The 22104-nt window shown below is 52.5% G+C and carries 21 protein-coding genes; 7 read left to right on the top strand and 14 right to left on the bottom strand.

Translation table 11 applies throughout. The features are described from left to right. Nucleotides 1-8 precede the first annotated feature (8 nt). The 4 genes from JCM12308_RS04130 (at nucleotide 9) to JCM12308_RS04115 (ending at nucleotide 3241) form a co-directional block, all read left to right on the top strand. Nucleotides 9-968: a tyrosine recombinase XerC gene (locus JCM12308_RS04130; protein WP_008548504.1), complete on the top strand. Its 960-nt coding sequence runs from the start codon at nucleotides 9-11 to the stop codon at nucleotides 966-968. Between the two features lie 91 nt (nucleotides 969-1059). Beyond that, nucleotides 1060-2016: a hydroxyethylthiazole kinase gene (gene thiM / locus JCM12308_RS04125; RefSeq protein ID WP_425287920.1), complete on the top strand. Its 957-nt coding sequence runs from the start codon at nucleotides 1060-1062 to the stop codon at nucleotides 2014-2016. Further along, complete coding sequence (thiE, locus tag JCM12308_RS04120; protein ID WP_054782945.1) at nucleotides 2000-2641, top strand: thiamine phosphate synthase; 642 nt, start codon at nucleotides 2000-2002, stop codon at nucleotides 2639-2641. The genes thiM and thiE overlap by 17 nt, the downstream gene beginning before the upstream one ends. A 168-nt stretch (nucleotides 2642-2809) precedes the next feature. Then, nucleotides 2810-3241, top strand: coding sequence for a hypothetical protein (locus JCM12308_RS04115; RefSeq protein WP_008548639.1), 432 nt, complete (start codon nucleotides 2810-2812; stop codon nucleotides 3239-3241). Nucleotides 3242-3318: 77 nt separating this feature from the next. Here the strand turns inward: JCM12308_RS04115 and lpdA are convergent, their stop codons facing one another. The 9 genes from lpdA to JCM12308_RS04070 form a co-directional block, all read right to left on the bottom strand. Continuing rightward, a complete protein-coding gene (gene lpdA / locus JCM12308_RS04110; RefSeq protein ID WP_054782944.1) occupies nucleotides 3319-4722 on the bottom strand; it encodes a dihydrolipoyl dehydrogenase in 1404 nt (467 codons plus the stop codon). Nucleotides 4723-4823: 101 nt separating this feature from the next. After that, complete coding sequence (odhB, locus tag JCM12308_RS04105) at nucleotides 4824-6341, bottom strand: 2-oxoglutarate dehydrogenase complex dihydrolipoyllysine-residue succinyltransferase (protein WP_014283508.1); 1518 nt, start codon at nucleotides 6339-6341, stop codon at nucleotides 4824-4826. 67 nt (nucleotides 6342-6408) lie between these two features. Next, nucleotides 6409-9378 (bottom strand): 2-oxoglutarate dehydrogenase E1 component, encoded by a 2970-nt coding sequence (locus tag JCM12308_RS04100; RefSeq protein WP_008548523.1) that lies wholly within the window; start codon nucleotides 9376-9378, stop codon nucleotides 6409-6411. Between the two features lie 184 nt (nucleotides 9379-9562). Then, on the bottom strand, nucleotides 9563-10486 hold the full coding sequence (sucD, locus tag JCM12308_RS04095) for a succinate--CoA ligase subunit alpha (protein WP_014283507.1): 924 nt from the start codon (nucleotides 10484-10486) through the stop codon (nucleotides 9563-9565). After that, complete coding sequence (gene sucC / locus JCM12308_RS04090; RefSeq protein ID WP_054782943.1) at nucleotides 10486-11685, bottom strand: ADP-forming succinate--CoA ligase subunit beta; 1200 nt, start codon at nucleotides 11683-11685, stop codon at nucleotides 10486-10488. Before sucC ends, sucD begins: the two co-directional genes overlap by 1 nt. 92 nt (nucleotides 11686-11777) lie before the next feature. Then, nucleotides 11778-12740 carry a malate dehydrogenase gene (gene mdh, locus JCM12308_RS04085; RefSeq protein ID WP_008548788.1) on the bottom strand — a complete coding sequence of 321 codons (963 nt, stop codon included), beginning with the start codon at nucleotides 12738-12740 and terminating at the stop codon, nucleotides 11778-11780. A gap of 194 nt (nucleotides 12741-12934) precedes the next feature. Next, nucleotides 12935-14086, bottom strand: coding sequence for a cell division protein ZapE (gene zapE, locus JCM12308_RS04080; protein ID WP_054783069.1), 1152 nt, complete (start codon nucleotides 14084-14086; stop codon nucleotides 12935-12937). 232 nt (nucleotides 14087-14318) lie between these two features. After that, nucleotides 14319-14858 (bottom strand): AprI/Inh family metalloprotease inhibitor, encoded by a 540-nt coding sequence (locus JCM12308_RS04075; RefSeq protein ID WP_008548619.1) that lies wholly within the window; start codon nucleotides 14856-14858, stop codon nucleotides 14319-14321. Nucleotides 14859-15046: 188 nt separating this feature from the next. After that, on the bottom strand, nucleotides 15047-15505 hold the full coding sequence (locus JCM12308_RS04070) for an arsenate-mycothiol transferase ArsC (protein ID WP_054782942.1): 459 nt from the start codon (nucleotides 15503-15505) through the stop codon (nucleotides 15047-15049). Nucleotides 15506-15768: 263 nt separating this feature from the next. Here JCM12308_RS04070 and JCM12308_RS04065 point away from each other — a divergent pair, with 263 nt between their 5' ends. After that, a complete protein-coding gene (locus JCM12308_RS04065) occupies nucleotides 15769-16146 on the top strand; it encodes an MAPEG family protein (RefSeq protein ID WP_054782941.1) in 378 nt (125 codons plus the stop codon). Nucleotides 16147-16288: 142 nt separating this feature from the next. Here JCM12308_RS04065 and JCM12308_RS28965 read toward each other — a convergent pair whose 3' ends face one another. The 3 genes from JCM12308_RS28965 to JCM12308_RS04055 all read right to left on the bottom strand — a co-directional run bounded on the left by JCM12308_RS28965 (nucleotide 16289) and on the right by JCM12308_RS04055 (nucleotide 17522). After that, nucleotides 16289-16537 (bottom strand): hypothetical protein, encoded by a 249-nt coding sequence (locus tag JCM12308_RS28965; RefSeq protein ID WP_208978239.1) that lies wholly within the window; start codon nucleotides 16535-16537, stop codon nucleotides 16289-16291. After that, complete coding sequence (locus JCM12308_RS28960; RefSeq protein WP_208978238.1) at nucleotides 16537-17040, bottom strand: DNA polymerase beta superfamily protein; 504 nt, start codon at nucleotides 17038-17040, stop codon at nucleotides 16537-16539. The genes JCM12308_RS28965 and JCM12308_RS28960 overlap by 1 nt, the downstream gene beginning before the upstream one ends. Nucleotides 17041-17249: 209 nt before the next feature. Next, entirely contained in the window at nucleotides 17250-17522 is a 273-nt protein-coding gene (locus JCM12308_RS04055) for a carboxymuconolactone decarboxylase family protein (protein ID WP_208978237.1), read from the bottom strand. 287 nt (nucleotides 17523-17809) lie between these two features. Here JCM12308_RS04055 and JCM12308_RS04050 point away from each other — a divergent pair, with 287 nt between their 5' ends. Together JCM12308_RS04050 and JCM12308_RS04045 are read left to right on the top strand one after the other, a co-directional pair. Then, nucleotides 17810-18409, top strand: coding sequence for a TetR/AcrR family transcriptional regulator (locus tag JCM12308_RS04050; RefSeq protein ID WP_008548272.1), 600 nt, complete (start codon nucleotides 17810-17812; stop codon nucleotides 18407-18409). 249 nt (nucleotides 18410-18658) lie between these two features. Then, complete coding sequence (locus JCM12308_RS04045) at nucleotides 18659-19345, top strand: outer membrane protein (RefSeq protein ID WP_054782940.1); 687 nt, start codon at nucleotides 18659-18661, stop codon at nucleotides 19343-19345. A gap of 82 nt (nucleotides 19346-19427) precedes the next feature. On the opposite strand, the gene JCM12308_RS04040 is transcribed toward JCM12308_RS04045, so the two are convergent. Together JCM12308_RS04040 and sdhA are read right to left on the bottom strand one after the other, a co-directional pair. Continuing rightward, nucleotides 19428-20210, bottom strand: coding sequence for a succinate dehydrogenase iron-sulfur subunit (locus JCM12308_RS04040; protein ID WP_008548236.1), 783 nt, complete (start codon nucleotides 20208-20210; stop codon nucleotides 19428-19430). Nucleotides 20211-20235: 25 nt separating this feature from the next. Beyond that, nucleotides 20236-22101, bottom strand: a complete 1866-nt coding sequence (sdhA, locus tag JCM12308_RS04035; RefSeq protein WP_008548323.1) for a succinate dehydrogenase flavoprotein subunit — start codon at nucleotides 22099-22101, stop codon at nucleotides 20236-20238. Between the last annotated feature and the right edge of the window lie 3 nt (nucleotides 22102-22104).

Genomic DNA, 22104 nt, shown 5'->3' with positions numbered 1-22104 from the left:
CTTGGCGAATGGCAAATTCCCTGGATAGCGGCGAAGACTTACTCATCATCTGCAAACCAGATGTTACCGCAGCGATTGAAGACTGGATTGATCATCTTGGCTCCGAACGGCGACTGGCTGAACGGACACTGGAAGCGTATGAGCGCGACACGCGTCAATTCCTGCGTTTCATGACCAGCTATGAGGGTGAGCCAGTTGCTCTGCGGCACCTGGAGTCATTGAAACCAAAAGACTTTCGCGGTTTCCTGGCAACGCGCAGGAAAGACGGCGCGCAGACGCGGACGCTTGCTCGCGGACTAGCTGGTATTCGCTCGTTCCTCTCGTTTCTGGAGGAGCGCGGTGAGGTGAATGCGGCTGGCGCTGCAGCTGTGCGAACACCAAGACTTCCCCGCAGCCTGCCCAAGCCTATCCCCGTTGAGGAAGCCAAAGCGATTGTCAGCAGTGATCTGGCTTTCGAGGACACGCCTTGGGTTGAAGCGCGCAATGCTGCGGTGTTTACTCTCCTCTACGGTTGCGGACTTCGTATCTCCGAAGCGTTGTCTCTGACACCTGCTACGGCACCGAAAGAGGGCGATAAGTCTTTGAAAGTGCGAGGTAAAGGCAACAAGGAACGGCTTGTTCCGGTTTTGCCTGTGGTCGTTGAAGCTATCGAAGCTTACAAAGATCAATGCCCCTATGACCTTTCGGCGAACTCCCCCCTGTTCCGTGGTGTTCGCGGTGGCGCACTCAACGCTCGCATGATCCAGCTGGCTATGCAAAAAATCCGTAGCGCACTCGGGCTTCCGGATACGGCTACTCCCCATGCTTTGCGCCATTCCTTTGCAACGCATTTGCTCTCTGAAGGCGGGGATTTGAGGAGCATTCAGGAGCTTCTGGGCCACGCAAGCCTTTCTACCACGCAGATTTATACGGAAGTGAACAGTGCACAGCTGTTGGATGCCTACGACAAAGCGCATCCACGCCGTTGATAGGTTGTCCCCCTCCTCCACATCGCCTTGATCTCCTCCGGCAGACCCCTTAGGTTCAGAGCTGTGAAACGGGGTGCCCGGCACTTGTGTCGTGGCTGAGATCATACTCGATGAACCTGATCTGGATAATTCCAGCGAAGGGAGCACTCACACCGTGTTGGGGGACAGTTTCTTCTGGCAGCATGCCAAGGCCCTGACACCAGCTCTCTTTCGCACAACAAGACCGAGGATAAAAATGGGTCGTGTCGAAAGCGCTTGCGCAACTCTTTCCGCAATTCGTGAAAACAGTCCACTCGTCCATAACATGACGAACATCGTGGTGGCGAACACTACAGCCAACGCCTTGTTGGCGATTGGCGCTTCCCCTGCCATGGTAGATGGACCAGAAGAAGCCCCTGAACTTGCAAGTGTTGCAGGGGCATTAGTGGTCAATGTGGGCACCGTTACGCCTGCGCAAGCAGAGGCGATGAAGCTGGCAACAGCTGCGGCTCACAAGGCAGGTCGTCCATGGGTGCTGGACCCGGTGGCTGTTGGTGCCCTCACCTTCCGCACGAAGCTTGCTGCTGAGTTGCTGGAGAATAAGCCGAGCGTTATTCGCGGTAATGCCTCTGAAATCATGGCACTTGCCGGTCAGGGTGCAGGCGGAAAAGGCGTTGATAGCACGGATAGCTCTGAGACTGCTCTGGCTGGTGCCAAAGAGCTGGCGAAGCAGACTGGTGCTGTGGTGGTCGTCTCTGGCCCGATTGATTTCATCACTGACGGCACACGCACGGCAGAAGTCGCCAACGGGGATAAAATGATGCCATACGTGACTGGCCTCGGCTGTACGGCAACGGCCCTCACCGGCGCAACGCTCGCAGTTTGCGATGATCCGTTTGACGCTGCAGTCGATGCGATGGTTTTCCTTGGTGTAACTGGTGAGATTGCTGCGAAAGGTTCTGCAGGGCCTGCAAGTTTGCAGTTGGATATCATCAATGGTCTCTATCAGCTGAACGGTGATATCCTCAATGCAACAGCTCGGGTTGAGATGCATGAAGCCGTTGCTTGATCTTTCCGTTTATCTGGTGCTGGGGCCGCAAGACTGCCCTGGCCAGGATCCCGTCGGCATCGCAGTCGCCGCCGCTCAAAACGGTGCTACTGTGGTGCAATTGCGCGATAAAACCGGCAGCACCAAAGAGCAGATTGAGCTGGCGGAACGGCTGATGCAGGCGCTCAAACCGTTCAATGTGCCTTTGATCGTCAATGACCGTGTAGATGTTGCACTAGCCGTTGATGCTGATGGTGTGCATGTTGGACAAGATGACATGACTGCCACCAAAGCGCGGGAATTGATCGGGCCAGATAAGCTGCTCGGTCTTTCGGTAAGCACTCAGGATGAACTGGATACTGCAGACATTGCTGCCTGCGATTACCTTGGCATCGGCGCATGCTTCCCAACCAACAGCAAGGATGATGCAGCTGACGTAGGCATGCAGAACTTTGCTGGCTTAACTGCTCAATCGCAGCTGCCTGTTGTTGGGATTGGCGGAATTTCTCTTGCCAATGCGGATCAGGTGATCAAAGCTGGGGCTGATGGTGTTGCTGTCATTTCAGCAATCTGTGGGGCACCCAGTGCTGCGGAAGCTACGCGCAAGCTTCAGGAAATCGTCAAAAGCGTAAAAGACCTAGGGTGATAGGATAAAACACGCATTTACTCCTCACAGAGCCCATCTACATTGATATATGAGAGAACTGAAGCTTGGTGCATTCATTGAGTTCATGCAAATCGCTCCAAGCTTTTGTTTTAAACGCATCGCCAGTGTTTTCCTCTGGGGTGCGTTTCTGGCGGGGGGCCGTTCGTCATGAAGCTTAGTCAAACAACGTTCATGTGCACGCTGTTCAGCACATTCGCTTTCTTTGCCTCTGAAGGACAAGCCCAAACCGCCTGTGAGGTCCGCAAATCTGAAATGGCAGAGCTCGGCAACTGGGAGAACCCAAAGGCACGGCTGAAAGAGCTTTCTCAGATTGAGGTGGAAGGCGAGTGTATTGATAACCAGCTGGTGGTCCGCGCCCGTGCTTTTACAAGCTGCTCTCCCCGGGACTGCAAATGGGGCTGGGCTGCGGGGCAGTTGAGTTTCTCTGGTGTATTGACGTTTCGGTTCGGTGGGTTCTTTAAGGCTCAATATATTGAACTACGGCCAATGGGTCAGCGTATTCAGGCTTATGTGCGGACCGAAAACCATGACCCGACCATTCCCAACAAGACGCGCAGTTACATCCTGATCCGTCAGTAAAGCCGCTTTCTTTACAGCGATAAAAAAAGCCGCCTCAGTTTCCTGAAGCGGCCTTCTCTTCATCTGATCAGCTCAGATTACATATGAATTGGCTTTGCAAATGTCGCCATAGCAGCTTCTTTCACTGCTTCGGACATTGTTGGGTGCGCATGACAGGTGCGACCCAGATCTTCTGAAGATCCGCCGAATTCCATCAGAACACATGCTTCGTGGATCATCTCGCCAGCACCGAAGCCAACGATGTGAACGCCGAGAACACGATCTGTTTCTGCGTCTGCCAGAACTTTCACGAAACCGTCGGTGTGCAGCATTGCTTTTGCACGACCGTTTGCAGAGAACGGGAACTTGCCAGACTTGTACTTGATGCCTTCAGCTTTCAGCTCTTCTTCGGTTTTACCAACGCTGGCAACCTCTGGAGAGGTGTAAACAACGCCTGGGATGACGTCATAGTTTACGTGACCAGCCTGACCGGAGAGCATCTCAGCGACTGCAACACCTTCGTCCTCAGCTTTGTGAGCAAGCATTGGGCCTGCAATCACATCACCGATCGCATAGATGCCATCAACGTTGGTTTTGTAGTGGTTGTCTGTCTTCACGCGGCCGCGCTCGTCCAGCTCAACGCCTGCTTCTGCAAGGCCGAGGCCTTCGGTGTAAGGGCGGCGACCGATTGCAACGAGAACCACATCAGCATCCAGAGTTTCAGCTGCTGCTTCACCAGCTGCAGGCTCTACAGTCACTTCTAGAGAGCGACCTTTTTTCTGAACGGCTGTTACCTTGGAGGACAGCTTGAACTTCAGGCCCTGCTTTTTCAGCATACGCATGAACTGCTTGGAAACGTCTGCGTCCATTGGGCCAAGGATCTTGTCCATGAACTCAACAACAGTCACTTCAGCACCGAGACGTGCGTAAACGGAACCAAGTTCGAGGCCGATCACGCCTGCACCAACGACGGTCATGCGGTTAGGCACTTTTTCCAGAGACAGAGCACCAGTTGAAGATACGATGGTCTTCTCATCGATCTCGATGCCTGGCAGAGGCATCACGTCAGAGCCAGTTGCGATAACGATGTTCTTGGTCTCAACGATGGAAGTGGAGCCGTCTTCAGCTTTCACTTCTACGCGGCCAGCGCCGAGCACACGGCCAACACCGCTGTGAACGTCGATCTTGTTCTTTTTGAAGAGGTAATCGATGCCGGTTACGTTGCCATCGATGACTTTGTCTTTGTGTGCCTGCATTGCCTTCCAGTCCACTTTTGGCTTGGAAGTTTTAATGCCGAGGGCTTCAAAGCTGTGGCTTGCTTCCTCAAACATTTCAGAGGCATGCAGCAGAGCTTTGGACGGAATACAACCGATGTTCAGGCAAGTACCACCATGGGTCTTACGTTTCTCAACAACGGCGACTTTCATGCCGAGCTGAGCTGCCTTGATTGCACAAACATAACCACCTGGGCCTGTTCCGATGACAACGAGATCGTAGGACATTTGCTAATCCCTGTAAGTAGTCGGGGGAAGGCAGCGACGAGATAAGTGCGCCAATCACCCTTTAAAGCAAATGTGCCCGGACAGTGCCGGGCACGCTTATATTAGAGGTCCAGAACCAGACGCTGTGGATCTTCAAGGCTCTCTTTAACGCGAACCAGGAAGGTCACTGCCTCTTTGCCGTCAACGATACGGTGATCGTAGGACAGAGCCAGGTACATCATCGGACGGATTTCGACCTGACCGTTGATTGCAACCGGACGCTCCTGAATTTTGTGCATGCCGAGGATACCGGACTGCGGTGCATTCAGGATTGGAGAGGACATCAGGGAACCGTAAACACCACCGTTGGAGATGGTGAAGGTGCCACCCTGCATGTCTGCCATGGAGAGCTTGCCGTCACGGCCCTTACGGCCGAGATTGCCGATCTCTTTTTCGATCTCAGCGATGGACATCTGGTCAGCATCACGAACCACAGGAACAACGAGACCCTTCGGTGTGCCAACCGCAACGCCGATGTGTGCAAAGTTCTTGTAGATGATGTCGGTGCCATCGATCTCAGCGTTTACAGCTGGGATTTCTTTGAGAGCGTGGGTCACTGCTTTGGTGAAGAAACCCATGAAGCCAAGCTTAACGCCGTGCTTCTTCTCGAAGATATCCTTGTACTGCTTACGCAGATCCATGATCGGCTTCATGTCCACTTCGTTGTAAGTGGTCAGCATAGCCGCGGTGTTCTGAGCATCTTTCAGGCGGCGCGCAATGGTCTGGCGCAGCTTGGTCATGCGAACACGTTCTTCACGAACTTCATCAGCCGGAGCAGATGGTGCGCGAACAGCAACAGGAGCCGGTGCAGCTGCTGCTGCAGGAGCAGCGGTTACGCCAGCAGCTACAGCTGCGAGAACATCACCTTTGAGAACCTGACCGCGCTTGCCAGAGCCTGCAACCTGATCAGCGGAGAGGCCTTTTTCAGCCATCATCTTTGCTGCAGATGGTGCAGGAGGCATGCTGGAACCGGATACTGCTGGTGCAGGAGCAGCGGCAGCCTGAGCTGCTGCAGCAGCAACTGCTGCACCTTCGCCTTTAGCGATCTTGCAGAGCAGGTTGCCTGGCTCAACAGTTGCGCCAGTTGCCTGAGCAATCTCAACAACAGTACCAGCAACTGGGCTAGGTACTTCCTGAGCAGCTTTGTCAGTTTCCAGTTCAACGAGAATGTCGTCTGCTTTGACAACATCCCCCACCTTCACGGACCACTCGCCAACTTCAGCTTCGGTGACACTTTCACCAGCGGAAGGTACGAGCACTTCAATTGTCTCAGCAGCGGCAGCAGGTGCTGCAGATGCAGCCGGTTCAGCCTTAGCTGCCGGAGCAGCTGCTGCGCCAGCAGCGCCTTCAGCAATCGCGCCAAGAAGTGCGCCAACTTCAACGGTGTCGCCTTCTTTCACGTCGATGCTTTCCAGCTTGCCAGCAACAGGAGCAGGCACTTCAACGGTTACCTTGTCTGTTTCCAGCTCAACGATTGGTTCGTCTGCATTCACCGCATCGCCCGGCTTTTTGAACCATTGAGCGATTGTTGCCTCGGTTACGGATTCACCCAGAGTGGGTACTCGAATTTCCGTCGCCATTGTCTCTATCTCTTTTCGTTTCAGGGCCCCTGAAAGGCCTCTCGGACTTTACCTGATTACGAGGTACTTACTCGGCGAATGCATCGTCGAGGAAAGCTTGTAGCTGAGCCAAGTGCTTTGACATCAAGCCGGTTGCTGTTGCAGCAGCTGGTGGACGGCCAACGTAACGTGGGCGATGCACTTTTGCATTCACATGCTCCAGAACCCATTCAATGTACTGCTGAATGAAGAACCAGGAGCCCATGTTCTTTGGCTCTTCCTGACACCAGACTACGTCTGCATTCTTGAAGCGCGCCATCTCTACACATAGGGATTTGGTAGGGAATGGGTAGAGCTGCTCAACGCGGAGGATGTAAACATCGTTGATGTTACGCTTCTCACGCTCTTCGAGCAGGTCATAGTAGACCTTACCAGTACAGAGGATCACACGACGGATGTCTTCATCCTTCTTCAGCTCAACAGTTGAACCTGGGTTCGTCTGAGCATCATCATGAAGGAGACGGTGGAAGCTCTCGTCTGCGCCAAAGTCTTCCAGTTTGGAAACTGCACGCTTGTGGCGGAGCAGAGACTTCGGTGTCATCAGAACGAGCGGCTTACGAATGTCACGCTTCAGCTGACGGCGAAGGATGTGGAAGTAGTTTGCAGGCGTTGTACAGTTCGCAACCTGCATGTTGTCTTCAGCGCACATCTGCAAGAAGCGCTCAAGGCGTGCAGAGGAGTGCTCTGGGCCCTGGCCTTCGTAGCCGTGTGGCAACAAGCAAACTAAACCGGACATACGCAACCATTTACGTTCACCAGATGAGATGAACTGGTCGAACAGCACCTGCGCACCGTTTGCGAAGTCACCGAACTGTGCTTCCCACATGGTCAGCGCGTTTGGCTCAGTCAGGGAGTAACCGTATTCGAAGCCCAACACTGCTTCTTCAGAAAGCATCGAGTTGATTACTTCGTAACGGCCCTGCTTTTCACCAACGTGGTTAAGCGGGATGTAGCGGCCTTCGTCTTCCTGATCGTAAAGAACGGAGTGACGCTGAGAGAAAGTACCACGCTCACAGTCCTGACCGGACAGACGAACGGAATGGCCTTCTTTCAGAAGAGAACCGAATGCGAGCGCTTCACCCATTGCCCAATCGATACCTTCACCGGTTTCGATCATTTTGGCACGGTTGCTCATAAAGCGACGGATGGTGCGGTGTGCGTTGAAGTCGTCCGGCACGGAAGAGAGCTTCTCGCCGATAGCCTTCAGATCTTCAAAAGGCATGCCAGTAGAACCACGGCGTGGCTCATCGACTTCCTTAGCGACCTTCATCTTGGACCAGCGACCGTCCAACCAGTCAGCCTTGTTTGGCTTGTAGGTCTGGCCAGTTTCGAACTCACGGTCCAGATGCGCACGCCAGTCAGCTTTTGCCTTCTCAACGTCTTCAGCGGACATCAGGCCTTCTTTGACCAGCTTGTCAGCGTAGATCTGCAGAGTTGTCGCGTGCTTACGGATCTTGCGGTACATGATTGGCTGCGTGAACGCAGGCTCGTCACCTTCGTTGTGGCCGAAGCGACGGTAACAGATCATGTCGATCACAACCGGACGACCGAACTTCTGACGGTACTCAATCGCAATCTTCGCAGCGTAGGTAACAGCTTCTGGATCGTCGCCGTTTACGTGGAAGATTGGCGCTTCAATCACTTTCGCCACATCAGAAGGATATGGAGAAGAGCGGGAGAAGCGTGGATTGGTTGTGAAGCCAATCTGGTTGTTGATGATGAAGTGGATGGAACCACCGGTGCGGTGACCGCGCAGAGCGGACAGACCGAAACATTCAGCAACAACACCTTGACCAGCGAATGCAGCATCGCCGTGCAGAAGCAGCGGAAGAACGTTGTCACGCTCAACTTCCGTTGTTTCTTTCCAGTCAGCCAGCTGGTCCTGTTTTGCGCGTACCTTACCCAGAACAACCGGGTTTACGATCTCAAGGTGAGACGGGTTCGCAGTCAAAGACAGGTGAACGTTGTTGTTGTCGAAAGAGCGGTCAGAAGATGCACCGAGGTGGTACTTCACGTCGCCGGAGCCTTCCACATCATCAGGAGCGTAGGAACCGCCCTTGAACTCGTGGAAGATTGCGCGGTGAGGCTTGCCCATCACCTGAGACAGAACGTTCAGGCGGCCACGGTGTGCCATGCCCAGAACGATGTCCTGTACGCCAAGAGCACCACCACGTTTGATGATCTGCTCCAGCGCAGGGATCAGCGCTTCACCACCGTCCAGACCAAAACGTTTGGTACCGGTGTATTTTACGTCGAGGAATTTCTCGAAGCCTTCAGCCTCAACCAGTTTGTTGAGGATCGCCTTTTTACCTTCCGGGGTGAAGGCAACATGCTTGTCCGGACCTTCGATGCGCTCCTGAAGCCATGCTTTTGCAGCAGGATCAGAGATGTGCATGAACTCAACACCAAGGGTGGAGCAATAGGTCCGTTTCAGAATGTCCAACATCTCACGGATGGTGGCGAATTCCATGCCCAGAACGTTGTCCAGGAAGATCTTCCGATCCCAGTCCTGTTCAGAGAAGCCATAGGTCGCGGGATGCAACTCTTCGTGGTCACCAGGAACAGCCAGACGGAGCGGGTCAAGATCAGCATGCAAGTGGCCGCGCATACGGTATGCACGGATCATCATGATAGCGCGAACACTGTCACGTGTTGCCTGCAGCACCTGATCTTCGGTTAGCTCGACGCCATTTTTCTTGGCTGTGGACTTGATCTTCTTGCTGACTTCTTTCTCAGCAGGCCAATCGCCATCAAGAGCTGAAACCAGTTCACCGTTTGCTGGAACTGGCCAGTCAGAACGCTTCCAGGTCGCTCCGCGAGCTTCCTTGATTACGTCCTCTGGATTGTCCTGAAGCGAAGAAAAGAATTCTTTCCACTCGGGATCGAGTGAATTCGGGTTTTCCTGATATTGAGCATAGAGCTCTTCAATATAAGGAGCGTTGGCGCCGTATAGAAACGACGTCAGCGCGAATACGTTGTTCGCGTCCTGCCGAGCCATCGTTTTTAAGCGGACTTTTGATCCGCCCTACTTTCTTTGGGCGGGTGTCACACACCACATACCCTTGGGTCCCGCGACTGACAGTAAGCCTGGGGACTTACTGCCTCCTCAAGGACTGTCGATGAAAGTGATTCACCGACAGTCGATTTAGTATGCCTCCTAAATAGTATAGGAGGTGTAATTTTTAAGCGCCTTGCTTCAATTCTTCGAGAAGAGCAACAAGGGTTTTGCCAAGCTTCGCAGGGGATGGAGATACACGGATGCCCGCATCTTCCATTGCTGCGATCTTGTCATCAGCACCACCTTTACCGCCAGAGATCACAGCACCTGCATGACCCATGGTACGGCCTGGAGGCGCTGTACGACCTGCGATGAAGCCAACCATTGGCTTCTTGCGGCCTTTAGCAGCCTGTTCTTTCAGCCACTCAGCAGCTTCTTCTTCAGCAGAACCACCGATCTCACCGATCATGATGATGGATTCTGTTTCTGGGTCGTCCAGGAACAGGTCCAGCATGTCGATGAACTCGGTGCCCTTAACCGGGTCACCACCGATGCCAACAGCAGTGGTCTGGCCGAGGCCTTCCTGAGAAGTCTGGAACACAGCTTCATAAGTCAGGGTACCTGAGCGGGACACGATGCCAACATTACCCTTTTTGAAGATAGAACCAGGCATGATGCCGATTTTACATTCTTCAGGGGTCAGAACGCCTGGGCAGTTCGGGCCAAGCAGACGGCTGTTGGAGTTATCGAGGCGAGCTTTCACCTTCACCATGTCTGCAACTGGGATACCCTCAGTGATACAAACGATGAATGGGATTTCTGCGTCGATTGCTTCGATGATTGCAGCTGCTGCACCTGCTGGTGGAACGTAAACTACAGAAGCGTTTGCACCGGTTGCCTCTTTAGCTTCTTTAACGGAAGCGAAGATTGGCAGTTCAGCTGCGGAATCGAGGCCAGAAGACCAGGTTTCGCCGCCTTTTTTAGGGTGTACGCCAGCAACCATTTTGGTGCCGAAGTATGCCAGTGCCTGCTCAGTGTGGAATGTGCCGGTTTTACCGGTCAGACCCTGAACGATTACTTTGGTGTCTTTATCTACGAGGATGGACATTATGCGACCTCCTTCACAGCAGCTACGATTTTCTGAGCTGCGTCATCGAGATCGTCAGCAGGAATAACATTCATGCCGCTCTCGTTGATGATCTTCTTGCCAAGCTCAACGTTGGTGCCTTCAAGACGCACAACGAGTGGAACCTGCAGGCCAACTTCTTTAACAGCAGCCAGCACGCCTTCTGCGATAACGTCACAGCGCATGATGCCACCGAAGATGTTAACCAGAATGCCCTGTACGTTTGGATCAGACGTGATGATCTTGAACGCAGAGGTTACTTTCTCTTTGGTAGCGCCGCCACCAACGTCGAGGAAGTTTGCAGGCTCAGCACCATACAGCTTGATGATGTCCATGGTCGCCATTGCGAGACCAGCACCGTTCACCATACAGCCGATGTTACCGTCAAGAGCAACGTAAGCGAGGTCGTGCTTGGAAGCTTCGATCTCTTTTTCGTCTTCTTCGGTTTTATCGCGCAGAGCAACGATGTCTTCGTGGCGGAACAGTGCGTTGCCGTCGAAGGATACTTTCGCATCCAGAACGCGCAGACGACCGTTTTCCATGACGATCAGCGGGTTGATTTCGAGAAGCGCCATATCCTTTTCTACAAATGCTTTGTAGAGGATCGGGAACAGCTTCATGCCGTCTTCGCGTGCTTCACCTTCAAGCTTGAGGGTGTCGCAAAGCGCAGCAGCTTTCTCTTCAGTCACACCTTCCAATGGATTGATTGGCAGGGTGAGGATCTTTTCAGGAGTTGCGTGTGCAACTTCTTCGATGTCCATGCCGCCTTCGGTGGATGCTACGAAAGCAACCTGACCACAAGTACGGTCTACCAGAAGGGAGAGGTACAGTTCGCGATCGATGTCTGCACCGTCTTCAATGTAAAGACGGTTTACAACTTTACCTGCGTCACCGGTCTGAGCGGTTACGAGGGTGTTGCCAAGCATCTCATTCGCGTGGGACTCAACTTCGTCCTTGCTGAATGCCAAGCGAACGCCGCCCTTTGCGTCTGGGCCGAGTTCCTTGAACTTACCTTTACCACGGCCACCGGCGTGGATCTGGGACTTCACAACCCAAAGCGGGCCAGGAAGTTTATCTGCCGCAGCTTTTGCTTCGTCTGCGGAGAAAATTGCGACACCTTCAGCAACCGGTGCGCCGTATTCTTTCAGGACTGCTTTAGCCTGATACTCATGAATGTTCATCTGCACTTCCCATTCTAAGGGCCCTGCCGGAGCAGGAAGCTAGACTGGCAACGACAATTGCTGCCAGCCTTTCAGATCAAAGCTTGCCTGGCTTATGCCAGAGCAGGCTGGATTTTCTTACAAGCGTCAACGAGACCGTTTACGGAAGCAACGGACTTGTCGAACATAGCTTTTTCATCGCTATTGAGATCGATTTCAATGATACGTTCGATGCCATTTGCGCCGATAACGGTTGGCACGCCAACGTACATATCTTTCTGACCGTACTGACCATCAAGATGAGCCGCACATGGAAGAACGCGCTTTTTATCTTTCAGGTAGCTCTCAGCCATCTGGATAGCAGAAGCAGCTGGTGCGTAGAATGCGGAACCAGTTTTCAGCAGACCTACGATCTCTGCGCCACCATCACGGGTGCGCTGTACGATTTCTTCCAGACGCTCTGCAGTGAGCCAGCCCATCTTAACCAGATCGGTCAGAGGCACACCTGCAACGGTGGAGTAACGTGTCAGCGGAACCATGGTGTCGCCGTGACCGCCAAGAACGAATGCGGTTACGTCTTCTACGGATACGTTGAATTCTTCAGCGAGGAAGTAGCGGAAGCGCGCGCTGTCCAGAACACCAGCCATGCCGACAACTTTGTTAGCTGGCAGACCAGAGAACTTCTGGAGAGCCCAAACCATTGCGTCGAGTGGGTTGGTGATGCAGATAACGAATGCGTCTGGTGCGTACTTCTTAATACCAGCACCAACCTGCTCCATAACCTTCAGGTTGATTTCAAGCAGGTCATCACGGCTCATGCCAGGTTTACGAGGAACACCTGCGGTCACGATGACGACATCAGCGCCTTCGATACCTTCATAGGTGTTGGTGCCAGACAGACCTGAGTCAAAGCCATCAACCGGAGAAGATTCTGCCAGGTCCAAAGCCTTACCCTGAGGCATACCTTCAGCAATATCGAACAGAACGATATCACCCAGTTCTTTCAGACCAGCGAGGTGTGCAAGTGTGCCACCAATCTGACCAGATCCAATCAAAGCAATCTTGTTGCGCGCCATGAGGAGCTCCCCTTTACGTAACATAGAACCATGATATATGGTGCCTATTTGTCGCAGTGGGTAGCGTTTTTGACGCATGTGCGCAACCCAAATGAAGCACACATCCGCGTTATTTTCCGTAAAATGACGTTTTTTAAGCAGTTTGGATAAGCTCTCAATACGTCATTTCTGAAAATATTTAAATTTTTTCAGTTTTAGGTATTCTGCTCATGCATCAAGTACTCTTCCGAACGCATTTCAATGAGCCGCGAAGCAGTGCGATCGAACTCAAAAGCTTCCGTTCCAGAAGAGGCAACATAGAGGTCTTGCGGCTCTGCGCCTGCCTGAATCACGAGATGGACGTGATTGTCATATAGCGTATCGATCAGATTAATGAATCGCTTAGCCTCATTCCGACGTGTCTTATCCAAGACGGGCACACCTTCGAGGAAAACTGTGTTGAAAGCATGTGCAATACGCAGATAATCGGACGGTCCCAGCGGGGTACAGCAGAGCTCCTGGAATGTGAACCAGGCAATCGCGCTACAAGTCCGGCTTACCGGGATTTTCCGGCCCTTGTTTTCCAGCTCAACTAGGTGGCATTGAAGGCCATAAGTCATGCTGCCCCAGAGCTTCTCCATGCGCTGCAGGCTTTCCGGGCCAAGTGGCTCCAGGTACGTGTCTGAGCCGGAGAGCTTTTCAAGGCGATAATCAGTAGGGGCATCAAGGTGCAGAATATTCATCCGCTCGTTCAGAGAACGGATGAATGGAAGAATGTGATTTCTATTCAGTCCGTCCTTATAGAGCTCGTCTGGCACCACGTTTGAGGTGCACACGACGACAACACCGGCTTCGAACAACTTGCCAAACAAACGTCCTAGCAACATAGCGTCAGCAATGTCCGTGACAGTGAACTCGTCAAAACAAAGGAGACGCATTTCGCTGGCGATCTGCTCAGCAATCGGGATGATTGGGTCACGATCCTTGATAGTGCCAGCGCTAATCTGCTTTCGGACGATAAACACGCGGTCATGAACTTCTTCCATGAACTCGTGAAAGTGAGAGCGATGCTTCTTAGGCTCTGGGCTTAGATCGAAGAACAGATCCATGAGCATGGTCTTGCCGCGTCCAACGGAACCCCAGACATAGAGCCCCTTGGTGAACTCCTGCTCTTCCTTGCCTTTGCTAAACAAGCGTCCCAGCAGGCCCTTCTTCTCTTCCGGCTTTCGCTGTGCCATTTCGGCTGTCAAAGCATCAAGAGACTTTGCCACCTGAATCTGCGCTGGGTCTGCTTCCAGATCGCCCCGCGCGACCATTGCTTCATAGTTGGCAAGGACGGTTGTTAGGTTAGACGTATTCTCAAGCACGGAGCTCACATTCCTTAAGCTGATTTTTTGAAGGGCAAATCACCCACCTATTGGGCATATTTGCCCATGGCATAATGGAGAGCGCTACCCAGACGCAAGTACAATAGGGTTTATTCGTAAAACCAATGCCTCACATCTCATCAAAATCTACGGCGCACTTGCACAAACACAAAAAGCGCTGCGCCTGATGCCAGCGCAACGCTTCTAAACTTATAAGATTATCAACTGATGATTAGCGGGCGAAGTTGATTGGAGCGCCGTTTGCTGTCTGGCCGGAAAAGTTGGTTCCGCCACCAGAAAGAGTCGCTACGTTTCCGCCGCCAGCGTCTTTCAGGACAACCTGATTGCCATTCAGATTCCATGCGGAGATCTGAGAGAGTGTTGCATCGCTACAGCCGCGGGTGTTCGCGCGGTAGCCGCCACTCCATTTGGTCAGGGTCATGAAGAGCTTACAGTTGTCGCCGCCAGAAGAAACGCTCCAGCCGCCCAGCAGGTCAGTCCGGCCTACGGAACCGCCTGTTGCGTTTACGTTTGGAGCAGGTGGCGCAGAAACAACCTGAGAGTTAGCGTTTGCGTCCTGACCATCAACCAGGATCTGGCCTTCAGAGCCTGGCTGACCAGGTGTGATCGGCGACAGTGTCTGGCCTTCGATTGGTGAGATCGGGGAAGCAGGCAACGGAGAGACATAGCTACGGGTATACGTCGTCCGTTGGCACGCCATAGTGGAAAGTGCAATTACAGAAACAAATGCAATCGTCAAACTACGATTCATAGTGGTGTCATCCCAGCCTTGTGAATTAAGGCGTATTAACCATAAAGACCTTAAGAAACTGCCCCTAAAACATGGCAGGTGAAAGGTTTAGCACTCAAAAAAATGTGAGTTTCCCACTGAAACCCCTGTTTCCTAGGGGAAATATGCGAAAATCTGACAACTACGATAAAGCATTGGGACAGTGAAGCTTAACAAGCGGCACGCCAATTCAGAGAATCACTAGAAAATACCTTAGATGAGATTGCGAGATCTATAGATTCTTTAATTTTGCGGAATGCATCTGTAGCCTCTTTTATGTTCCGCGGCATGTTTTCATCTAGGCAGATGTTCCAGTTCATCTTCACAGGGTGCCCAGGCCACATTGGTTGCTTGTCAAGGAGCACGCTTGTCTGAAGGCTTATTATGTAATCAGGCTGAGGTGCGTGCGGCAGCGAAAAAATGGTCCACGGCTTGGGATGAAGACCACTCTCGTCCATTCCATTGGTGAAAAGAACTTTCTGCGTCAACGAAACCATCTCTTCCCGAGGCAAGGGGCCTGCTGAGAAGGCGCGCAACTCACCCATGGATGTGTGATTCAAATAGGCCTCAGCCGCCAGGCTCAGGAACGAGTTATCTACACATACAAACAGTACATTTGCCTTGGTCATAGGCACGCCTCCACTGGAGCGCCGGACAGTGTCCAATCATTCGGTGTCATACGGTTCGAGCACTTCATAGTGCCCTTTTTCTTCGGATCGATGACAACCGAACGGTGCGCTTAAAATAAATGCGATTGATTTTGGATTGAGCGAAGCCAAGGCACAGAAATATTCGCCATATTGACTTCAAACCTAAGTGAACTCAGTTCACTTTGCTTCTCCACGCCTGTATAAAGGCTCCGATTTTCTTGATCTTGTTTGGAGCTTGCACAATGTCTTTTCCTTTATGGACAATTTTGATTGCCGGTCTGATGCCATGGCTATCTGTTCTTCCTGCCAAATTTTCGCGCAAATTCGACAATGCCAATCCAAGAGATCCTGAGTACTGGAAAGAAGGTTTTCGCCTGCGCGCCCGCTCTGCTGAGGTCAACGGCTACGAAGCATTTCCTCTTTTCGCAATTTCAGTTCTCGTTGCCCTTGCTTATGGCGGCAACCCAGACTGGATCGAAAGATTGTGCGGCCTGTTCATCGTGATGCGTCTTCTTTACATCGCCTGCTATTGGCTCAACCGCGCGACCTTGCGCTCTCTGGTCTGGTTCGTTGGATTGGTCTGTTGTGTTGCGCTGTTCACGTCTCCGGCGTGGTCTTAACAGCAAGCGCTGAGGGTCATAATCCCCGCGATTTCAAGGTATTGTGAGAAAGGTAAAGACCTTTCTCGCGCAAACTGGCGCAGTTCTGCAGTTTCCGCAGCTCAGTAATCGCGAGAAGTAAACAAGGGGCCTTATCAGCCCTTTAGTTTTTAGGGACGACTGCCCACTTCAGGAAGAATCTGTCTGCCTGAGACGCTGTTTCTTGTGTGAACGCGCGTCGACGACGAGCCAACAAGGCGGGCCCGGCCTCCAACTCTGACAGGATCAGGTCATTGATTGCGCCTGCTGGACGAACAACATCCTTGATCATTCCAGCTTCACTGCGCTCAACCAACTCTTCGATTTCACCACGAAGAACTGGGCGGATGAAGGTCGCTTCCGCGATTTCCATCAGGCGTGAAGGCGGAACGCTTGGTAGCGATTCTGGTTGTACCAGCGCAGGACTAGCGAGGAACGGATAAGATCATAAAGTCGCTCAGGAACGATCTCTGTCAGTGAAACCCCATCGAACCTGTGTTTTTGGCGCTCTAGCCTGTTGTAATGATAGAGGGCGAAACGGACAGGGTCGCAGTACTCAAGTGCGAAGGAAACCAGGGATTTCGGAAACTCATCGTGTCCTGCATATGGATCTTTCAACTGAACCCAATCCAGAGGCTCAGGATTACCCTTTAGCAAAGCGATCAGCGTCTTCTTCAGATCCCATCCAGACACGTTTGCTGGTGTGTTTACGTCAACTTCCAACGTGTCTTCAGCAGGAAAAAGGGAGAGGTAGTGCTCAATTGACCGAATGTAGATGAACCGGCAATTGGCGTAGTAGTCCTCGGACTTCTTGTTGAGGTAGAGGTGCGAAAGATCGCCCGCGTGCAGAACACGCAGATTTCTCTCGTTTTCCAAATCACGAAAGCTCTTTTCAAGCTCAAAAATACAGAAGAGCTTTCCGAACCGACCTGTGAAGGTGCACCCACCAATATTGCCTACCTGAAATCTAAGAGGCTTCCCCTCGTTGCACTTACCCTTGAACGCAATTCAGGGCAAGTGCACACGAGCAGTTTGCTCTCTAAGTTTTAGGAAAACAGAGAGGCATTGTGAAGATGTGCGGTGTCTTACTTCGCTTCTTCCAAAAGAGCATCAAATGCGCTCAGCGCCTCGGCAGCGTACATCAGGGAAGGTCCGCCGCCCATGTAAACCGCTACGCCGAGCGCTTCCATAAGCTCTTCGCGGGTTACGCCGTACTTGATGCAGGCTTTTGCGTGGTAGCCCAGGCATGCATCGCAGCGCGCAGCCACACCAATTGAGATTGCGATGAGTTCTTTCTGCTTTGGCTCAAGAGCACCGGTTCCGATCGCGCTTTTTGCGATTTCGCCAAATCCCTTCATTACGCCAGGGATACCTGGCGAAGTTCAGCGAGGCGACCGTCGGTTTGTTTCAGAAATTCTTGCCAATTCTCTACAGCCATGCTTCGACTCCTTTATATTAGATATTACTAATACTAATAATTCACCGAAACCCAACAATGATAAAAATCAAAGAAATCACGCATAGCGTATTAATATCATTCGTGTTTTTACATAATTTGCCTGTTAATGTGACGCTAACGTCATTGCAATCTTTACTCAGCTATGATTACTGAAGGAACTCTCGTTTTTTCATTTCGGAAATTAAGATGTCCATCGCAGAAATCCTGACTGCAAAGGGCCGTGCTGCTGATCTTCTCAGCGCTGCCCGTGATGCTTTCCTCTCCCAAGGCTACAAGAAGACCTCGGTGAGCGAAATTGCTGATGCCTCAGGCATTTCGATGGCGCACATCTATAACTTCTATCCCAGCAAGATTGATCTTGCCTGTGCAGTGGTTGCTGCTGAGGTGGTGAAGCTTGTTGCACGCCTTGAAACTGCGACTGATCCCAATGCCAGCGCTTCTGCCCGTCTGAGCAAATTCCTTTTGATGGAATTTGAAGAGACATACAGGTTGCTGGAACTTAATCAGGGATTGGCTGACTGCCTGCAAGTGCTTGAACGCAAACGTCCAGAGGACTTTGAAGAGCTGTTCCGGCTTGTGCGTCAGCCGATGCACACGATCCTGCATTCCGGCAACCTTGCTGAAGAGTTTGACCTGCGTGAGGTTAGTCAGGTTGCGCGGAACATCCACGCGGCCACAATGAAGTTCCGGTTTCCTCAGTTACACAGCCAGGAACCCTATGACATTCAGCGTAAAGAGTGCATTGGCGTGATCAAGCTTGTGCTCAAGGGTGTTGAACGGCGCTAGAGAGTCGCTGATTTTTCGTAAACCGCATTCAATGGCGTTGACTGTTTCGTAGGGATTGCAGATTTCGCTCCCTTGAAACTTATAAAACAGCACGTACGTACTTGTCATTTCGAACTAGCATTAACGCAAATTTTCCTTTTTAAAATCAAGCATTTATAAAGATCACAGTTCTAGACTTATTTGTATCAAGTTACCTATCACGTCTGATTTTTTAGCCGTGTCATCCTCTTGCGTATTTTGGGGGAACCAATGAGTCGCTTAAGAGTATTTGCGTTTGCGGTATTGGGATTGCTCGGCTTCAGCAGCCATTCCTATGCTGTTGAATATCCACCCGGTGTTGAGGTGGAAGAACCCTATGAAGTTTATGAGGAAGAAGTTGTCGACGGGCTGATCACCCCGCCTGAGTATGACTGGGATGGTTTTTATCTCGGTGTTCAGGGCGGCTGGGCTCGTCTGCATGGCACGAACCGCTTCAACAACAGTGGCTCTCAGTACAACGGCGGCACAGTCGGTCTGTATGGCGGTTACAACTATACATACCAGAACATTCTGATCGGCGTAGAAGGTGAAGGCGCATATTGGGCCTTTGGTGAGCGTTCACGTGGCGAGATGTCCCTGCGCTCCGATTACTTCGCAGCAGCCAAGATCCGAGCTGGTCTGACTTATGACTGGTTCATGGCCTATGTGACTGGTGGTGCAGCGGTTTCTACCTTCCGCGCTTCAAATCCAAACTTTGGCCCCGGCACAGACAGCAATACGATGCTGGGCTGGGTTGGTGGTGCTGGTCTTGAAATGTTTGTCACTGAGCGGATTATCGTGCGCCTCGATTATGAACGTATCGTGTTCCCGGGCCGCAGCTTCACCGTAGGCGGCACGCGCTTCAAAGAAGACATTGATAGCGATGCAATCCGGCTAGGTATTTCTTACAAGTTCTAGGCTATCAGAGCCTCAAATGAAAAAAGCCGCCTCATTTCAGTGAGGCGGCTTTTTGTGTTCTGATAGGTCGCTTGAACGCTGATTAGACGCGGCGCTCAACCATCATCTTCTTGATCTCAGCAATTGCCTTTGCAGGGTTCAGACCCTTTGGACATGCCTGAGAGCAGTTCATGATGGTGTGGCAGCGGTACAGACGGAATGGATCTTCCAGATTGTCCAGACGCTCACCAGTTGCCTCATCACGGCTGTCGATCAGCCAGCGGTATGCCTGCAGCAGGATAGCTGGACCGAGGTAACGGTCGCCATTCCACCAGTAGCTTGGGCAAGATGTGGAGCAGCAAGCACACAGAATGCACTCATAAAGACCATCCAGTTTCTGGCGATCTTCGTAGGACTGCAGCCATTCTTTTTCAGGCTCAGGTGTGGTGGTTTTCAGCCATGGCTCGATAGAGCGGTGCTGCGCGTAGAAGCGTGTCAGATCCGGTACAAGGTCCTTCACAACAGGCATGTGTGGCAGAGGGTAGATCTTGACGATCTCATGGGAACATTCGTCCGCACCCTTTGTACATGCCAGTGTGTTGGTTCCGTCGATGTTCATCGCACAGGAACCACAGATACCCTCACGACAAGAACGACGGAAGGTCAGCGTAGGATCGACCTTGTCCTTGATGTAGATGAGCGCGTCCAGAACCATTGGGCCACACTCGTCAGCGTCAACGTAGTAGGTGTCGATGCGCGGGTTGCGACCATCGTCCGGAGACCAGCGGTAGATGCGGTACTCACGTACGTTGGTGGCGCCTTCTGGTTTCGGCCAGACCTTGCCCTCTCCCATCCGGGAGTTTTTTGGCAGTTGGAATTCAGCCATAACAGTTACTCCTGGTTTCGGCGCCTTAGTAGACGCGGGCTTTCGGTGCGATCTTCTTCATGTCGATGCCACCCTGCTCGTAGGTGGTCAGCGGCTCAAGAACAACCGGACGGTAGCTGAGCGTCACCTTACCATCTTCGGAGAGATGGGAGATGGTGTGCTTGCGCCACTCGTCATCGTTACGACCACCCAGAGGACCATCTTTGTAGTCTTCACGAGCGTGCGCGCCACGGCTCTCTTTACGGGCTTCAGCGCCGTAAACAGTGGTAATCGCGTTGGCCATAAGGTTTTCAAGTTCGAGAGTCTCGACCAGATCAGAGTTCCAGATCATGGAGCTGTCGGAAACGTGCAGATCGCTCAGCTCACCCCAGATTGCGGAGATGCGCTCACAACCCTGTTCCAGGCTTTCCTGAGTACGGAACACCGCAGCATCTTCCTGCATGGTCTTCTGCATTTTCAGGCGCAGGTCAGCGGTTGGAGTACCACCTTTCGCAAAACGCAGCTTGTCGAAGCGCGCCATGATCTTCTGGCTGCTTGCTTCGTTTGGCTCTGGGATTGGAGCTTCGCGGTCGATCACTTCACCAGCGCGAATTGCTGCCGCACGACCGAACACAACAAGGTCGATCAGGGAGTTGGAACCGAGGCGGTTTGCACCGTGAACGGATGCACAACCAGCTTCACCAACAGCCATCAGACCCGGCGCAACTGCGTTTGGATCGTCTTTGGTTGGGTTCAGCACTTCACCCCAATAGTTGGTTGGAATACCACCCATGTTGTAGTGAACGGTTGGCAGAACCGGAATTGGAGCCTTGGTTACATCAACGCCTGCGAAGATGCGTGCGCTCTCGGAGATGCCTGGAAGACGCTCTGCCAGCAGGTCAGGATCGAGGTGATCCAGATGCAGGAAGATGTGGTCTTTGTTTTTGCCAACACCACGGCCTTCGCGGATTTCCATTGTCATACAACGGGAAACAACATCACGGGATGCAAGGTCTTTTGCGGAAGGTGCGTAACGCTCCATGAAGCGCTCACCTTCGGAGTTCACAAGGTAACCACCTTCACCGCGCGCACCTTCAGTGATCAGACAGCCTGAACCGTAGATGCCAGTTGGGTGGAACTGAACGAACTCCATATCCTGCAGAGGCAGGCCCGCACGTGCGATCATACCGCCACCGTCACCAGTACAGGTGTGAGCGGATGTTGCGGAGAAGTATGCACGGCCATAACCGCCGGTCGCCAAAACAACCATCTTCGCGGAGAAGCGGTGAATGGTGCCGTCGTCGAGGTTCCATGCAATAACACCCTGACACACGCCGTCGTCAGACATGATCAGATCGAGTGCGAAGTACTCGATGAAGAAGTCTGCGTTGTGGCGCAGAGACTGGCCATAAAGCGTATGCAGGATTGCGTGGCCGGTACGGTCAGCAGCTGCACAGGTGCGCTGTACCGGAGGACCTTCACCGTAGTTCTGCATGTGGCCGCCGAATGGGCGCTGATAGATCTTGCCTTCTTCCGTGCGGGAGAATGGCACACCGTAGTGCTCAAGCTCATAAACTGCTTTAGGGGCTTCACGAGCGAGGTATTCCATCGCATCAGTGTCGCCGAGCCAGTCAGAGCCCTTCACAGTGTCATACATATGCCACTGCCAGCAGTCTGGCGTCATGTTCTTCAAGCTTGCTGCGATACCACCCTGCGCTGCCACAGTGTGGGAGCGGGTTGGGAACACCTTGGAAATACAAGCTGTCTTCAAGCCCTGCTCAGCCATGCCGAGCGTTGCACGGAGGCCTGCGCCACCAGCACCAACAACCACAACGTCAAACTTGTGGTCTACAAACTCATAGGCCTTGCCGCTCTGGCTCGGCGCTGTTGCTACACCGGTTTGTTCAACCATTGA

Source organism: Pseudovibrio denitrificans JCM 12308, from assembly GCF_001310815.1.
Taxonomy (GTDB): domain Bacteria; phylum Pseudomonadota; class Alphaproteobacteria; order Rhizobiales; family Stappiaceae; genus Pseudovibrio; species Pseudovibrio denitrificans.
This window is presented reverse-complemented; position numbering and strand designations above follow the sequence as displayed.

What these genes read in the sequence shown, in the direction of transcription:
- JCM12308_RS04130 (WP_008548504.1), top strand. Translation starts at nt 9, where the DNA reads ATGGCAAATTCCCTGGATAGCGGCGAAGACTTACTCATCATCTGCAAA.
- thiE (WP_054782945.1), top strand. Translation starts at nt 2,000, where the DNA reads ATGAAGCCGTTGCTTGATCTTTCCGTTTATCTGGTGCTGGGGCCGCAA.
- JCM12308_RS04115 (WP_008548639.1), top strand. Translation starts at nt 2,810, where the DNA reads ATGAAGCTTAGTCAAACAACGTTCATGTGCACGCTGTTCAGCACATTC.
- lpdA (WP_054782944.1), bottom strand. Translation starts at nt 4,722, where the DNA reads ATGTCCTACGATCTCGTTGTCATCGGAACAGGCCCAGGTGGTTATGTT.
- odhB (WP_014283508.1), bottom strand. Translation starts at nt 6,341, where the DNA reads ATGGCGACGGAAATTCGAGTACCCACTCTGGGTGAATCCGTAACCGAG.
- JCM12308_RS04100 (WP_008548523.1), bottom strand. Translation starts at nt 9,378, where the DNA reads ATGGCTCGGCAGGACGCGAACAACGTATTCGCGCTGACGTCGTTTCTA.
- sucD (WP_014283507.1), bottom strand. Translation starts at nt 10,486, where the DNA reads ATGTCCATCCTCGTAGATAAAGACACCAAAGTAATCGTTCAGGGTCTG.
- sucC (WP_054782943.1), bottom strand. Translation starts at nt 11,685, where the DNA reads ATGAACATTCATGAGTATCAGGCTAAAGCAGTCCTGAAAGAATACGGC.
- mdh (WP_008548788.1), bottom strand. Translation starts at nt 12,740, where the DNA reads ATGGCGCGCAACAAGATTGCTTTGATTGGATCTGGTCAGATTGGTGGC.
- JCM12308_RS04075 (WP_008548619.1), bottom strand. Translation starts at nt 14,858, where the DNA reads ATGAATCGTAGTTTGACGATTGCATTTGTTTCTGTAATTGCACTTTCC.
- JCM12308_RS04070 (WP_054782942.1), bottom strand. Translation starts at nt 15,505, where the DNA reads ATGACCAAGGCAAATGTACTGTTTGTATGTGTAGATAACTCGTTCCTG.
- JCM12308_RS04065 (WP_054782941.1), top strand. Translation starts at nt 15,769, where the DNA reads ATGTCTTTTCCTTTATGGACAATTTTGATTGCCGGTCTGATGCCATGG.
- JCM12308_RS28965 (WP_208978239.1), bottom strand. Translation starts at nt 16,537, where the DNA reads ATGGAAATCGCGGAAGCGACCTTCATCCGCCCAGTTCTTCGTGGTGAA.
- JCM12308_RS04055 (WP_208978237.1), bottom strand. Translation starts at nt 17,522, where the DNA reads ATGAAGGGATTTGGCGAAATCGCAAAAAGCGCGATCGGAACCGGTGCT.
- JCM12308_RS04050 (WP_008548272.1), top strand. Translation starts at nt 17,810, where the DNA reads ATGTCCATCGCAGAAATCCTGACTGCAAAGGGCCGTGCTGCTGATCTT.
- JCM12308_RS04045 (WP_054782940.1), top strand. Translation starts at nt 18,659, where the DNA reads ATGAGTCGCTTAAGAGTATTTGCGTTTGCGGTATTGGGATTGCTCGGC.
- JCM12308_RS04040 (WP_008548236.1), bottom strand. Translation starts at nt 20,210, where the DNA reads ATGGCTGAATTCCAACTGCCAAAAAACTCCCGGATGGGAGAGGGCAAG.
- sdhA (WP_008548323.1), bottom strand. Translation starts at nt 22,101, where the DNA reads ATGGTTGAACAAACCGGTGTAGCAACAGCGCCGAGCCAGAGCGGCAAG.